Raw genomic sequence first — 13,186 nt, 5'->3', positions numbered from 1 at the left:
ATCCGGCGACCGCCCGAAGTAGCGACTGAACTTGGTCACCGCGTGCAAATAGGACCGCTGAGTGGCGGGGGACAGGTTGCGCAAGCTCATGTCGTCGATCATACGACGGCGCAGCGGGCTGACCGTTACTGTGACGTCTGTCATGGGATGAACTCCTGGTGAGGGGTTGGTCTTCAGCAACCAAATCCTCCCACCAGGGGGTCATTCCCGCCAGCCTCCACGCGCCAGTCGAGCGTCAGCGAGTTCGTTCAATCCCTAAAATGTCACTACGGCCTAGAGCATCGTGCGCAAAAGTGGGAACCGGTTTTGCGCTTAAAGCGATGCGACAACAAAAGCTGAGAGCGCGCGACTTGCGTACGATTTAACGCAGCGCGCTCTAGCCGGCATGCTCCGCAAGGACGGTCAGGCCCTTTTCATTGACTTCGGCAAAGCCGCCGCGGACCGGAATGACTTCCGGTGCTGCGCCCGCGCTGGCGAAGATCTGGATCGATCCGTCGCGGACGGTCGACATGAAGGGCGCGTGGCCTTCCAGCACGCCGAAGTCGCCATCGGTGCCGGGGACGACGACCTGATAGACCTCTTCCGAGCGGACGAGCTTTTCGGGGGTCACGAGTTCGAAATGCAGTGCCATTCTGTATGTCCTATGCCCCCTCCCGCGTGGGGAGGGGTGTCATGAGTTCGCTTACGCCGCTTCGGCAGCCAGCTTCTTCGCCTTTTCGATGGCTTCGTCGATGCCGCCGACCATGTAGAAGGCGTTTTCGGGCAGATGGTCATATTCGCCTTCGACCACGGCCTTGAACGATTTCACCGTGTCTTCGATCTGGACGAACTTGCCCGAGATGCCGGTGAAGACCTCGGCGACGTGGAACGGCTGCGACAGGAACTTCTGGATCTTGCGGGCGCGGGCGACGGTCAGCTTGTCCTCTTCCGACAGCTCGTCCATGCCCAGGATCGCGATGATGTCCTGAAGCGACTTGTACTTCTGGAGGATCGCCTGAACCGCGCGGGCGGTCTCGTAGTGCTCCTGACCGACGACGCGGGGTTCCAGAACGCGGCTGGTCGAGTCCAGCGGGTCGACCGCCGGATAGATGCCCAGTTCCGAAATGGCGCGGTTGAGAACGGTGGTGGCGTCCAAGTGCGCGAAGCTGGTGGCCGGCGCCGGGTCGGTCAAGTCGTCCGCGGGGACGTACACAGCCTGCACCGAGGTGATCGAACCCTTGTTGGTCGACGTGATGCGCTCCTGAAGGGCGCCCATATCGGTGGCGAGGGTCGGCTGATAGCCCACGGCCGAAGGAATACGGCCGAGCAGAGCCGACACTTCTGCGCCCGCCTGGGTGAAGCGGAAGATGTTGTCGACGAAGAACAGCACGTCCTGGCCTTCCTGATCGCGGAAATATTCCGCGATGGTGAGGCCCGACAGGGCGACGCGCGCGCGGGCGCCCGGCGGCTCGTTCATCTGGCCGTAAACGAGGGCCACCTTCGAACCTTCGCTGATCGCATTGCCGTCGGCGTCCTTGGCGATGACGCCCGCGTCGAGGAACTCGTGATAAAGGTCGTTGCCCTCGCGGGTACGCTCACCCACGCCCGCGAACACGGAGGTGCCGCCATGGCCCTTCGCGATGTTGTTGATCAGCTCCTGAATGAGCACGGTCTTGCCGACGCCCGCGCCGCCGAACAGGCCGATCTTGCCGCCCTTGGCGTAGGGGGCGAGAAGGTCGATGACCTTGATGCCGGTGACGAGGATGCTGGCGTCGGTCGACTGGTCGACAAATTCCGGCGCCTTGGCATGGATCGGGGCGGAGAGGGTGGTGCCGACCGGGCCGCGCTCGTCGATCGGTTCGCCGACGACGTTCAGGATGCGGCCGAGCGTGGCCGGGCCGACGGGAACGCTGATCTGCGCGCCGGTGTCGGTGACTTCCTGACCGCGGGTCAGGCCGTCGGTCGAGTCCATCGCGATCGTGCGAACGGTGTTCTCACCCAGATGCTGGGCGACTTCCAGCACCAGGCGCTGGCCGTTGTTGCTGGTTTCCAGCGCCGAGAGGATCGAGGGGAGAGCATCGGGGAAGGTCACGTCGACGACAGCGCCGATGACCTGCGAGATGCGGCCTACATTGTTGGTGGTTGCCATGACTGCTTCCTTGCGTGCGTGATCTTAAAGGGCTTCGGCGCCCGAGATGATTTCGACCAGTTCGGTGGTGATCGCTGCCTGACGGCTGCGGTTATACTGGATGGTCAGCTTGTTGATGAGGTCGCCTGCGTTGCGGGTCGCATTGTCCATGGCGGTCATCGAGGCGCCCTGTTCGGACGCATTGTTTTCCAGCAGCGCCTTGAAGATCTGCACCGTGACGTTGCGCGGCAGCAGGTCGTCGAGGATCGCTTCCTCGCTGGGCTCATATTCCACCGTTGCGCCGATGGCGTCGCGGTCGGCGTCGGCCGGGATCTTGACCGGGATGATCTGCTGTTCGGTCGGGATCTGGGCAAGGGCCGACTTGAAGCGCGAGAAGAACAGATGCGCCACGTCGAACTTGCCGTTCAGATACATGTCGGTCAGTTCGTGGGCGATCTGCTCGGCTTGTGCGTAACCCGGTTCCTTGGCGCCGGTCGTGTCGAACTGGGCGACGATCATGCCGGGGAAGGTGCGGTTGATGACCGGGCGGCCCTTGCGGCCGATCAGGTAGAAGCGGACGGTCTTGCCCTGTTTGATGAGTTCGTCCGCCTTGGCGCGGGCGGCTTTGACGATGTTGGCGTTGAACGCGCCTGCAAGGCCACGGTCGGAGTTGGCGACGACCAGCAGATGCACTTCATCCTTGCCGGTGCCCGCCAGCAGCGGGGAGGCGCCTTCGCCCGAACCGCCCGCGATCTTCGAGGCGAGGCTGGCGACGACCGCTTCCAGGCGGCTCGAATAGGGGCGGGCAGCTTCGGCAGCAGCCTGCGCCTTGCGCAGCTTGGCCGCGGCCACCATCTGCTTGGCCTTGGTGATCTTCTGGGTCGACTTCACCGACCCGATGCGCAGCTTCAGTTCCTTGAGGCTAGCCATAGTTCAAATATTCCGAGCAAGGGCCAGACGGCCCGCGAGACCAAAGAAACCGACGCCCATGGCGCCTTCGAACCAGCGCATCGCGCTGCTCTGCCCGACCTTGCGCCCCGCCTTGGTGGCAAGCACGGCGAGGAGGGCGCACCAGACGAAACCCAGCGCATAGACGATCGCGATCAGCAGCATGCCCTGAAACGGCGCGGCCGGGCCGGTGCCGACGAACTGCGGCAGCGCGGCGAGGAAGAAGATCGCGACCTTCGGGTTCAGCACGGTGCTGATGAACCCTTGGGTGAAGGGCGATCCGCCGATCCGCAGTTTGGGCGCTTCCGAAGCGGGCGAGGGCTTCACAGCGCCGCGCAGCATCGAAAGGCCGAGCCAGGCGAGGTAGATCGCGCCCGCGATCTTCACCGCCATGAACAGCCCCGGCACGGCGTTCAGCACGCTCAGGAAGCCGAAGCCGCACAGCGCCATGTAGAACAGCCCGCCGAGCTGGATGCCGCCGATCGCCGCCATCCCCGCCTTCAACCCACGGCGCGCCGCGTGACCGGCCACCAACATGGTGTCCGGTCCCGGCAGCAGCACCAGACCGATCGACATCACGGTCCAGGCGAGGAGGGATTGGGCGGTCAGCATTATCGCAGCTTCGTTCTTCCTTTTTTCCGTCATGCCAGCGAAAGCTGGCATCTCGTGCCTCTAGGGTCGCCCTATCCGGCCTGAGATCCCAGCTTCCGCTGGGATGACGGGGTTGGTGCGTTACGCGAAGGTCTTGCCGAACGAGTCCAGCGCGGCCTTCAGCTTCGCCTTGGGCTCATCGCCCAGATCCTTGCTGTCGCGGATCGCGGCGAGGACATCGGCATGGTCGTGACGCAGATAGGCGAGCATCAGCTCTTCATAGCGCGTCACGTCCTTGACCGGGATCGAGTCGAGATAGCCGTTGGTGCCGGCGAAGATCGACGCGGTCTGCTCTTCGAAGGGCAGCGGCGAGAACTGGGCTTGCTTCAGCAGCTCGGTCAGGCGCGCGCCACGGTTCAGCAGCTTCTGGGTCGAAGCGTCGAGGTCCGAACCGAACTGGGCGAAGGCCGCCATTTCGCGATACTGGGCCAGCTCCAGCTTGATCGAGCCGGAAACCTTCTTCATCGCCTTGGTCTGCGCGGCCGAGCCGACGCGCGACACCGACAGGCCGACGTTGATGGCCGGACGGATGCCCTGATAGAAGAGGTTGGTTTCCAGGAAGATCTGGCCGTCGGTGATCGAGATCACGTTGGTCGGGATGTAGGCCGACACGTCGCCCGCCTGCGTCTCGATGATCGGCAGCGCGGTCAGCGAGCCATTGCCGTTGGCGTCGTTCATCTTGGCTGCACGCTCCAGCAGGCGGCTGTGCAGGTAGAAGACGTCGCCCGGATAGGCTTCGCGGCCCGGGGGACGGCGCAGCAGCAGCGACATCTGGCGATAGGCGACGGCCTGCTTGGAAAGATCGTCATAGACGATCACGGCATGCATGCCGTTGTCGCGGAAGAATTCGCCCATGGTGACGCCGGTATAGGGCGCCAGATACTGGAGCGGGGCGGGTTCCGAAGCGGTCGCGGCGACGACGATCGAATATTCCATCGCGCCATTTTCTTCGAGCTGCTTGACGATCTGCGCGACGGTCGAACGCTTCTGACCGACGGCGACGTAGATGCAGTAGAGCTTCTTCGATTCGTCGTCGCCCGCGTTGATGCCCTTCTGGTTGATGAAGGTGTCGATCGCGACGGCGGTCTTGCCGGTCTGGCGGTCGCCGATGATCAGCTCGCGCTGGCCACGGCCGACGGGGACGAGGGCGTCGATCGCCTTGAGGCCGGTCTGCACGGGTTCATGCACCGACTTGCGGGGGATGATGCCCGGCGCCTTCACTTCGACGCGCTTGCGCTCGGTATACTGGATCGGGCCCTTGCCGTCGATCGGGTTGCCCAGGCCGTCGACCACGCGGCCGAGCAGGCCCTTGCCGACCGGAACGTCCACGATCGTGCCGGTGCGCTTGACGGTGTCGCCTTCCTTGATTTCGGCGTCCGAGCCGAAGATCACGACGCCGACATTGTCGGCTTCGAGGTTCAGCGCCATGCCCTGCACGCCATTGGCGAACTCGACCATTTCGCCCGCCTGGACGTTGTCGAGGCCATGGACGCGGGCGATGCCGTCACCCACGGTCAGCACGGAACCGACTTCGCTCACCTGCGCTTCGGTGCCGAAATTGGCGATCTGGTCCTTGATGACCTTCGAAATTTCTGCGGCGTTGATATCCATGTTCAGCCTTTCAGCCTTTCATCGCGTGGGCGAGCGTGTTCAAACGGGTGCGGATGGAGGAATCGATCATCTGGCTGCCGATCTTGACGACCAGCCCGCCCAGGATCGCGGGATCGACCTTGGCATCGACCGCGACTTCGCGGCCGACGCGGGCCTTCAGGCTCTTTTGCAGAGCGGTGATCTGGGTGCCGCTGAGCGGATGCGCGCTCGTGACTTCGGCGCGGGCCTCGCCCTTGTGATTCGACAGCAGCGTCTCATAGGCGCGGATGACCGCCGGCAGCTGCGAGAGGCGGCGGTTCTGAGCCAGCACGCCGAGGAAATTCGTCGTCAGCGCGTCGATCCCCATGGAGGATGCGACGGCGGCGATCGTCTTGCCCTGTGCGTCGCGGCTGAGCACCGGGCTGTTGATCAGCCCCTTGAAATCAGCCGATTCGGCCAATGCCGCCTTGAGCGCCGCAAGACTCGCCGCGACGGTGTCGAGCGTCTTGCCGTCGCGGGCCAGATCGAACAGCGCCACCGCATAGCGGCCGCTGAGGCTGGCCTGAATACCGCCGGTCGTCTCCACGCGCTTACCGTCCTCCACTTGATTCCTGGCAATTGATGTGCCGGTCATGCAAAAAGGGGGCGCGGTTCTGATCCGTCCCGGTCCCCTGTTGGGGGGCCGGTTAGCAGTGGGATTGTGACTATGCAAGTCATGGAACGCGATTCGACCCTCAGGATGAAATCATCGCGATTTGACTGAGTTTTTATGATGCCCGAATAACGCCTTTTATGGGTTATTCCCGGCATCGGGCGGGGCCAGCCGCCCCTTTTGGCAGTGATAGACGATCCGCTCATTGGGCTGGGCCGGGAGCAGGGCGGAAAGATCATTCTGTAGGGAGGCGATTTTCCCCAAGAGCGCGGAGTCGCTGCCGCATCCCCTGATCGGGCCGTTCTTCAGCAGGGCGCGGGCCTTCGCCATGGTGTCGAGGTCCGGCAGCCAGCGCTGGACCCGCAATGTGCCGGTGGCGGGATCGAAGCGGCTGACGGTGACGAAATTGCGGTCGTCGGGGATGTTGGCCCGCTGCCAGCCGGTGCCCGACGTGACATATTGGCTGTTACCGTCGACACAGCCGCCATCGGCCCAGTGGAAGCCGATGTCATTGGGTTCCGATATGGTCAGGCGGCTGCGATTGACGTCCACCCGGCAGATATTGTCGCCGGCCCAGGCATAGGCGTTATTGCCGGTGACGCTCTTGTCCTCGGGCAGCTTGATGCGTTCGTCGATGCTGGAGAAGCTGGGCTTCAAAAAGAACAGCCCGATCGCGCCGAACAGCAATATGCCGCCCCCGGCCAGCCACCAGGTCGCACGCTTTTCCCGGCCCTGGCTGTAGAACAGGCCGCCCGCACCGAGGCCGAGCACCGCCAGCGCCAGCAGCACGGCCGCCCCCGCCATCGCGTTTTCGCGGGCGGATATGACGTCCCGTTCGGCGGTGTCGCGGGCCTTGTTCATCGCCGCTTCGCGCGCGTCGGCGCGGGCGCGTTCGGATTGCTCGCTTTGTGCTTCCTCGCGCTGGGTGAGGGACGCTTCGGCAGCGTCGGCCTCCGCCATGGAGCGGCAGGGGACGACGGTGTGCAGCGAAGACACCCCGGCCTGCCGCAGGAAGGAAGCGATTTCGCGCCACGACACCGCGAAGCCGAATTCGGCATCATTGCCGTCGGACACCGACCCGAAGCTGTTGACGCCCAGCACCCGGCCACAATCGTCGACCAGCGGGCCGCCGCTGTTTCCCGCGGCCAGCGGCGCGGTATGCAGCACCGTGTCGAAGCTCTGGCTGGCCCGGCCGGAGGATACATTGCCGCTGGTCTTCACCGTCCCCAGCGGTTCGACCAGTTGCTTGAGGCCCAGGCCCTGTGCGCGGTCGACCGTGCCGGGATAGCCGATGGCGGTCACATGCTGCCCGTCGCTCACCGCCCCGGCGTAGAAGGTGCTGACCGGCAGGCTGCCTTCCTCCAGCTGGATCAGGGCCAGGTCGTTGCCCGGCGAATAGGCGACGATCCTGCCGCCATAGGTCTTGGTCCCCTGCGACGGGATGACGCCGATGACGAGATCCTTCTCCTGCCGGGTCAGTTCGACAACATGGGCGTTGGTGAGGATCTTGTCGGGGGCGACCGCAAAGCCGCTGCCATGGCCGACAAAATAGGCGTCGGAGCCGTTGGTCGCGACCAGCACGACGCGGACCACGCCGCGGGCGGCGGCGGCGATATCCTGCTGTTCCGCACGCGCGCTCAGCGGCGCTATGAGGGCAAGGATCAGGGCGAGGCGACGGAATAATGCGACCATGAATTCGGGCATTCATATGCGATGATGGGATTGAGGCAATGCGCAAAAAGCGCGGCATCGCTTTTTGACCGCAAGCGGCGGGAAGGCTGGCGACGTCGGGACGTCTATCCCATATGCATGACCGAGATGAGACAGATGGAAGCCCCGACCCCAGCCATGCCGGACGCGGAGGCCTGCTGGGATGCGTTCCTTCGCCGGGATCGCGGCCTTGACGGGCGGTTCGTGGGCGCCGTGCTGACCACCGGCATCTATTGCAAGCCAAGCTGCGCCGCGCGGCATCCCCGGCGGGAGAATATGGTCTTCCTGGCCGACCCGCAGGCGGCGCGGGCGGCGGGGTTCCGCGCCTGCCTGCGCTGTCGCCCCGATGAGGTGGGGCGCGACCGGCTGGCGGTGGAGGCGGCCGTCGCCTTCATCGCCGCCGCCGAAACGCCACCCTCGCTGGAGCAGGTGGCTGCCCATGCCGGCTATGCGCCGCATCATTTCCACCGGCTGTTCAAGCGGGAAACGGGCATGACGCCCGCGGCCTATGCCCGCTCGCTGCGCACCGAACGGTTGAAGAACGCCCTGGAGGAAGGCGGCAGCGTTACCGGTGCGATCTACGAAGCCGGCTATAACGCGCCCAGCCGCGCCTATGCCGATGCCGAACGCCATCTGGGCATGACGCCCAGCGCCTGGAAGGATGGCGGCCGGGAGGTGGTGATTCGCTATGCCGAGCGGGCGACCAGCCTTGGTCCGGTGCTGGTGGCCGGGACGGAGCGGGGTCTGTGCCGGATCAGCTTCGATGAAGATGTAACGGATTTGCGCCAGCGCTTCCCCAAGGCGGAGATATTGCCCGCCGATGCCCGGCTGGAGGGATTGGCGGCGCAGGTCGAGCAGTTGATCGACGATCCGGCGCGTCCGCTGGATTTGCCGCTGGATGTGTGCGGCACGGCTTTCCAGCAAGCCGTATGGGCCGCGCTTCGCGCCATACCGCCGGGCGAGACGCGCAGCTATGGCGAAATCGCTGCGGCCATCGGCAAGCCCGGTGCCGTGCGGGCGGCGGGGACGGCCTGCGGCGACAATGCGCTGGTGGTATTGATCCCCTGTCACCGGGTCTTGCGGAGCGACGGGAGTCTGGGCGGCTATGCCTATGGTGTGGAGCGCAAGAAAGCCTTGCTGGAAAGGGAGAAGCGCGCCTAGCCTTTCCTCAACCGTTCCATGATCGTCCTTCGCTCGGCCTTGCTCATGCCCCTCCAGCGCGCGATCTCATCCGTCGTGCGGCCGCAGCCCGTGCAGATGCGCCCGGCCTTGTCCAGCTTGCAGATGTTGACGCAGGGGCTTTCCATGGGGGTCTCAGGCGATCACATGAAGCTGTAGGGGTCGACGTCGACGGCGACCCTCGTGCCCGATTTCCAGGTCAGATTGCCCAGCCATTCGCGGATTGCGCCCTGCACGTCGACCTGCCGCGTGGCGTGGATCAGCAGGCGGTGGCGGTGCCGCCCGCGCAGGACGGAGAGCGGCGCGGGCGCGGGGCCGTAGACGTGCATTCCCTCGATCGACGGCGCGGATTTGCCGATCAGCCGGGCGACCTCGGCGGCCTCGTCCGCATTTTCGCTGGAAACTATGATCGCGGCGAAGCGGCCGAAGGGTGGGGCGCCCGCGTGGCGGCGGTTGGCCGTTTCCACTTCGTAGAAACGTTCCGAATCGCCCGCGATCAGCGCCTTGATGACCTCCGCCTCCGGCATGCGGGTCTGGATGAAGACGCGGCCCGGCTTTTGCCCCCGTCCTGCTCGGCCGGCCACCTGCACGATCTGTTGGAAGGTCCGCTCCGACGCCCGCAGGTCGCCGCCCTCCAGGCCCAAATCGGCGTCGATCACGCCCACCAGCGTCAGGTTGGGGAAATGATAGCCCTTGGTGATGAGTTGCGTGCCGACGATGATGTCGATCGCGCCTGCCTCCACCGATTTCACGAACTCGGCCACCTTGGCCGGGGACCAGAGGGTGTCGGAGGTGACGATGGCGGTGCGGGCATTGGGCCACAGCGCCTTCACCTCGTCCGCGATCCGCTCCACGCCGGGGCCGCAGGCGACGAGGCTGTCCTCTTCCTTGCATTCGGGGCAGAAGCGGGGCGCCGGGATGACATGGCCGCAATGATGACAGGCGAGGCGGTGGGTCAGCCGGTGCTCGACCATCCAGGCCGTGCAATTGGGGCATTGGAAGCGATAGCCGCAATGACGGCAGAGCGTCAGCGGCGCATAGCCCCGGCGGTTGAGGAAGAGGAGGCTTTGCTCCTCCTTCGCCATGGTCTCGTCGATCGCCTTGACCAGCGGTGGCGCGATCCACCGGCCACGCTCGGGCGGGTCGGTGAGCAGGTCGATGCCCTCGATATCCGGCATCGCCGCTCCGCCGAAGCGGGAGGGGAGCTTGATCTCGCGATAACGCCCCAGTTCGACCTGGTGCCGGGTCTCGATAGCGGGCGTGGCGGAAGCGAGGATGACCGGGAATTTTTCGATGAGGCCCCGCATCACCGCCACGTCGCGGGCGTGGTAGTGGACCCCATCCTCCTGCTTGAAGCTGGCTTCATGCGCCTCGTCGACGACGATCAGGCCGAGATCGGGATAGGGCAGGAACAGCGCCGAGCGGGCGCCGACGACCACTGAGGCCTCGCCCGCCGCAATCGCCCGCCATGCCCGCCGCCGCTCGCTCTGGCGCAGGCCGCTGTGCCAGTTCACCGGGATCGTGCCGAACCGCTTTTCGAAGCGCTCCAGAAACGGCTCGGTCAGCGCGATTTCGGGGAGCAGCACCAGCACCTGCCGGCCTTCCCGGATGGCGGCGGCGATGGCCTCGAAATAGACCTCCGTCTTGCCGGAACCGGTGACGCCGTCCAGCAGGAACGGGGCGAATTCCCGCGCGCCGACCGCTTCGATGAACTGGTCGGCGGCCGCGCCCTGCTTGTCCGACAGGAGCGGCGGCGCATGGTCGGGATTCGGCATGGGGAAGGGGGTGTCGACGCTCACCTCCACCGCCTCGAAGGCGCCCGCCTTCACCAGCCCGCGAATCACCGCGTCGCTGACCCCGCCGATCATCGCCAGTTCGCGGATCAGCCCCTGCCGCTCGCCGATGCGTTCCATCGCCTGGGCGCGTTGTTCCGTCATGCGGTCCGGCAGGTCGCCGGTCGCCCGATATTCGATGACGGTGCGCGCGCCCTCCAGCGCGGCCATCGACGCCAGCGTCATGCGCAGCACGGCGGCGACAGGGGCGAGATAATAGTCCGCCGTCCACTCGATCAGGCGGCGCAGCGTTTCGGGCACCGGCGGCGCGTCGACCAGCCCCGCGATGTTGCGCAGGCGGTTGTCGCCCACCGTCTCTATGTCTGGGAAACTGTCCTCCTCCCATACCACGCCGACGATCTGGCGCGGGCCGAGCGGCGCGACGACGATGCTGCCCGGTTTGACGCTCATCCCGTGCGGTACGCGATAATCCAGCGGCCCCAGGGCGGCGTTCAGCAGGATGACACGGGCGCGCGAATTCATGGCTCCCTCCCTAATGGCAGGGGCGGGGCGCGCAAGGTCGGGAAGCGTCAGATTTTCCAGCTCAATGTCAGCCAGGGGATGTGCGCCACCGCGTCGGGGCGTCCGTCGCGGAAGGTCTGCTGACGCATATAGAGCAATTGCGCCTCGAGCGCCTTGCCGATCGGATGGCGCAGGCCGATCTGGTTGCGCATCACGGCCAGTCCCATCTTGTCGCCGGGCTTGGCGCGGTTGAGATGGAACATCAGCTCCGTCGCGGCGACCAGCGTCCATCGCTTTGCCCGGTCGAGCGGGATCGACGCCTGCCCCCGTTGCCGCAGCCGCCAGCTCGCCTCATCGGCGGTGTCGAAGAAGCGTTGTTCGATCCGGGTGCGGCTCATCCATATCCCCTGGGTCAGCGTGACCTGCTGGAACAGCCGCATTTCCTGCTCCGGTCCCGAATGGAAATAGGCAAGGCCGCCGCCGACCTGCACGCCGGTCGCGATGCGATGGTCGATCAGGACACGCAAGGTCTGCTGGTCGCCATTGGAGGCATCGCGGCGCAAGCGTTCGCTGATGTCGAGGCTGACCATATTGGCATCGCCGGCCTTGATGATCAGCGATTCGGTCATCCACCCCTGGGTTTCGCTGGTTGCGGCGGCGGCGGGCGTGGCGGCGGCCATTGCGATGGCGGCGAGCGCGTCCCATATTGTGCGGGGACGCCGGAAGCGAGGCATGGATCGGTCCTTTGGAAAGGTGCCGCCGTCATAATGTTGCGCCGGGCGTCAGGTAAAGGGCCGGACTCGGGCAATAATGGCTAATCCGTCATGGAGCCGCTAAAGGGAACGCGATTCGTCCTTCCCTCCCCGGAGCAGATATATGAAATTCTTCGTCGATACCGCCGACACCAGTGAAATCCGCGAGCTTGCCGCTACGGGCCTGCTGGACGGCGTCACCACCAACCCTTCGCTGATCCACAAGTCGGGCCGCAAGTTCCTGGAAGTGGTCGAGGAAATCTGCGGCATCGTGGAAGGCCCGGTGTCGGCCGAAGTCGTCGCGCTCGACCATGAGACGATGATGAAGGAAGCCGCCGTGCTGCGGAAGATCGCCGACAATGTCTGCATCAAGGTGCCGCTGACCATCGATGGGCTCAAGACCTGCAAGGCGCTGACCGGCGAGGGCGTGATGGTGAACGTGACCCTCTGCTTCTCGGCCAATCAGGCGCTGCTGGCGGCGAAGGCGGGTGCGACCTTCATCTCGCCCTTCGTCGGGCGGCATGACGACAACGGCTTCGATGGCATGAAGCTGATCGAGGATATCCGCCTCATCTATGACAATTATGCGTTCGACACGGAAATCCTGGTCGCGAGCGTGCGTCACCCGATCCATGTGCTGGAAGCCGCGAAGATCGGCGCGGATGTCATGACCGCGCCGCCTTCGGTCATCAAGGCGCTGTTCAACCATGTGCTGACCGAAAAGGGCATTGCCGGCTTCCTGGCGGACTGGGAGAAGACGGGCCAGTCGGTTCTCTGATTTTCAAGGCCTGACCCCGGGGCATGACGTGCTCCTGCGGAAGCAGGAGCACGGTGATTGCAACCTCCGCCGACCCACATCATTCTTTCCTCCAAAAGGAGAGAGCCGATGTTCGTCGCGGTCTATTGGTGGCGCGTCCACCCCGGCAAGGAAGAACAGTTCCGCAAGGCTTGGCGTCGGGGAACCGATCTGATCCGCGAGACATATGGCAGCTACGGATCACGCCTGCACCGCGATGCGGACGGGCGCTTCGTCGGCTATGCCGAATGGCCCGACGAAGCGACCTGGCGGGCGGCTTTCGACCGGAAGATGGTCTATGACGATCCGGAAACGCGCGCCGCCTTCGTCGATGCCATCGCGGAGGTGCCGGCGGATGCCGATCCCATCTTCACCATGACCGTGACCGACGACCTGCTGCTGCGTTCGCGCGCCTGACCGATCGCCCTACCACCTTTGCCCTGCGCGCCGCCCCTCATGCGCCGATGCGCTGGCGGGCATAGCGGCTATCACCATGGCTCTACTCCC

At 65.2% G+C, this 13,186-nt stretch carries 13 protein-coding genes; 3 read left to right on the top strand and 10 right to left on the bottom strand.

What is annotated here, in order from left to right; translation table 11 throughout:
- Positions 1-376 precede the first annotated feature (376 nt).
- The 7 genes from YP76_RS17600 to YP76_RS17570 all read right to left on the bottom strand — a co-directional run bounded on the left by YP76_RS17600 (position 377) and on the right by YP76_RS17570 (position 7,640).
- Positions 377-631 (bottom strand): ATP synthase F1 subunit epsilon, encoded by a 255-nt coding sequence (locus YP76_RS17600; RefSeq protein WP_046764879.1) that lies wholly within the window; start codon positions 629-631, stop codon positions 377-379.
- A 51-nt stretch (positions 632-682) separates the two neighbouring features.
- The gene (gene atpD / locus YP76_RS17595; RefSeq protein WP_046764878.1) at positions 683-2,128 is read right to left on the bottom strand and encodes a F0F1 ATP synthase subunit beta; all 1,446 of its coding nucleotides are present in this window, start codon (positions 2,126-2,128) and stop codon (positions 683-685) included.
- A 24-nt stretch (positions 2,129-2,152) separates the two neighbouring features.
- Entirely contained in the window at positions 2,153-3,037 is an 885-nt protein-coding gene (locus tag YP76_RS17590) for a F0F1 ATP synthase subunit gamma (protein ID WP_046764877.1), read from the bottom strand.
- Between the two features lie 3 nt (positions 3,038-3,040).
- Positions 3,041-3,667 carry a LysE family translocator gene (locus YP76_RS17585; protein WP_046764876.1) on the bottom strand — a complete coding sequence of 209 codons (627 nt, stop codon included), beginning with the start codon at positions 3,665-3,667 and terminating at the stop codon, positions 3,041-3,043.
- 120 nt (positions 3,668-3,787) lie between these two features.
- Positions 3,788-5,317, bottom strand: a complete 1,530-nt coding sequence (gene atpA, locus YP76_RS17580) for a F0F1 ATP synthase subunit alpha (RefSeq protein ID WP_046764875.1) — start codon at positions 5,315-5,317, stop codon at positions 3,788-3,790.
- A 10-nt stretch (positions 5,318-5,327) separates the two neighbouring features.
- On the bottom strand, positions 5,328-5,882 hold the full coding sequence (locus tag YP76_RS17575) for a F0F1 ATP synthase subunit delta (protein ID WP_046764874.1): 555 nt from the start codon (positions 5,880-5,882) through the stop codon (positions 5,328-5,330).
- A gap of 204 nt (positions 5,883-6,086) precedes the next feature.
- Positions 6,087-7,640 carry a S1C family serine protease gene (locus YP76_RS17570; protein ID WP_046764940.1) on the bottom strand — a complete coding sequence of 518 codons (1,554 nt, stop codon included), beginning with the start codon at positions 7,638-7,640 and terminating at the stop codon, positions 6,087-6,089.
- Positions 7,641-7,796: 156 nt separating this feature from the next.
- On the opposite strand from YP76_RS17570, the gene ada reads away from it, so the two are divergent.
- Positions 7,797-8,819 carry a bifunctional DNA-binding transcriptional regulator/O6-methylguanine-DNA methyltransferase Ada gene (gene ada, locus YP76_RS17565; protein ID WP_408640449.1) on the top strand — a complete coding sequence of 341 codons (1,023 nt, stop codon included), beginning with the start codon at positions 7,797-7,799 and terminating at the stop codon, positions 8,817-8,819.
- Here the strand turns inward: ada and YP76_RS27075 are convergent.
- From YP76_RS27075 to YP76_RS17555, 3 genes are read right to left on the bottom strand one after another with little or no spacing between them, the layout of a single operon-like run.
- A complete protein-coding gene (locus YP76_RS27075) occupies positions 8,816-8,965 on the bottom strand; it encodes a DUF1289 domain-containing protein (RefSeq protein WP_084733227.1) in 150 nt (49 codons plus the stop codon). The two genes, ada and YP76_RS27075, sit on opposite strands and share 4 nt — an antisense overlap.
- Positions 8,966-8,980: 15 nt before the next feature.
- Positions 8,981-11,152: a primosomal protein N' gene (locus YP76_RS17560; RefSeq protein WP_046764873.1), complete on the bottom strand. Its 2,172-nt coding sequence runs from the start codon at positions 11,150-11,152 to the stop codon at positions 8,981-8,983.
- A 47-nt stretch (positions 11,153-11,199) separates the two neighbouring features.
- Positions 11,200-11,865 carry a DUF2490 domain-containing protein gene (locus YP76_RS17555; RefSeq protein ID WP_046764872.1) on the bottom strand — a complete coding sequence of 222 codons (666 nt, stop codon included), beginning with the start codon at positions 11,863-11,865 and terminating at the stop codon, positions 11,200-11,202.
- Between the two features lie 142 nt (positions 11,866-12,007).
- Between YP76_RS17555 and fsa the strand changes: the two genes are divergently transcribed.
- Positions 12,008-12,661, top strand: a complete 654-nt coding sequence (gene fsa / locus YP76_RS17550) for a fructose-6-phosphate aldolase (protein WP_046764871.1) — start codon at positions 12,008-12,010, stop codon at positions 12,659-12,661.
- A gap of 108 nt (positions 12,662-12,769) precedes the next feature.
- Positions 12,770-13,096 (top strand): antibiotic biosynthesis monooxygenase family protein, encoded by a 327-nt coding sequence (locus tag YP76_RS17545; protein WP_046764870.1) that lies wholly within the window; start codon positions 12,770-12,772, stop codon positions 13,094-13,096.
- Positions 13,097-13,186: the final 90 nt, after the last annotated feature.

Source organism: Sphingobium chungbukense, assembly GCF_001005725.1.
Lineage (GTDB): Bacteria > Pseudomonadota > Alphaproteobacteria > Sphingomonadales > Sphingomonadaceae > Sphingobium > Sphingobium chungbukense.
Note: the sequence above shows the minus strand (reverse complement) of the source record. Positions and strands in the feature narration are given on the sequence as shown.